The sequence below is a fragment of the Sporosarcina sp. OR05 genome, assembly GCF_041414805.1.
In the GTDB taxonomy this organism is placed as follows: Bacteria; Bacillota; Bacilli; order Bacillales_A; family Planococcaceae; genus Sporosarcina; species Sporosarcina saromensis.
Genome location: NZ_JANKJL010000043.1, coordinates 1 through 373, shown reverse-complemented (window position 1 = coordinate 373; position 373 = coordinate 1). Strand labels below are relative to the sequence as shown.

1 protein-coding gene is annotated in these 373 nt (G+C 30.3%); it reads left to right on the top strand.

Features of this window, described 5'->3' with window-relative positions; genetic code table 11:
* Positions 1-373: replication initiation protein (locus NRI27_RS18000; protein WP_371391910.1), on the top strand; the 373-nt coding region annotated here is incomplete at both ends.

Genomic DNA, 373 nt, shown 5'->3' with positions numbered 1-373 from the left:
TAAACCAGATGCAATTATTAGCATATGCAATTTACTCAACTCAGCAAGATGGTAAAACAGAGTTTACTAAAGTTAAATTTGAAAAGAAGTTTGGAATTGAGAAATACCAAACAAATCATGCCAAAGAAGATGCGAGAAGACTTTTAAAATTAGATTTTAGTACAGAAGATTTAGAAGCTGATTCATTTGAGTTTTGGAATGTATTTCAATCAATTAAATACGATAATGGCATTTTTCGTTTTAAATGGACTGACGACATGATCCCTCATATTTTAGAATTAAAAGAGAAGTATGTGACGACTGACTTAACTATCACAGCTCAATTTAAAAGTGGATTTAGTTGGGCTTTGTACGACTATTTAAAAGCTCATTA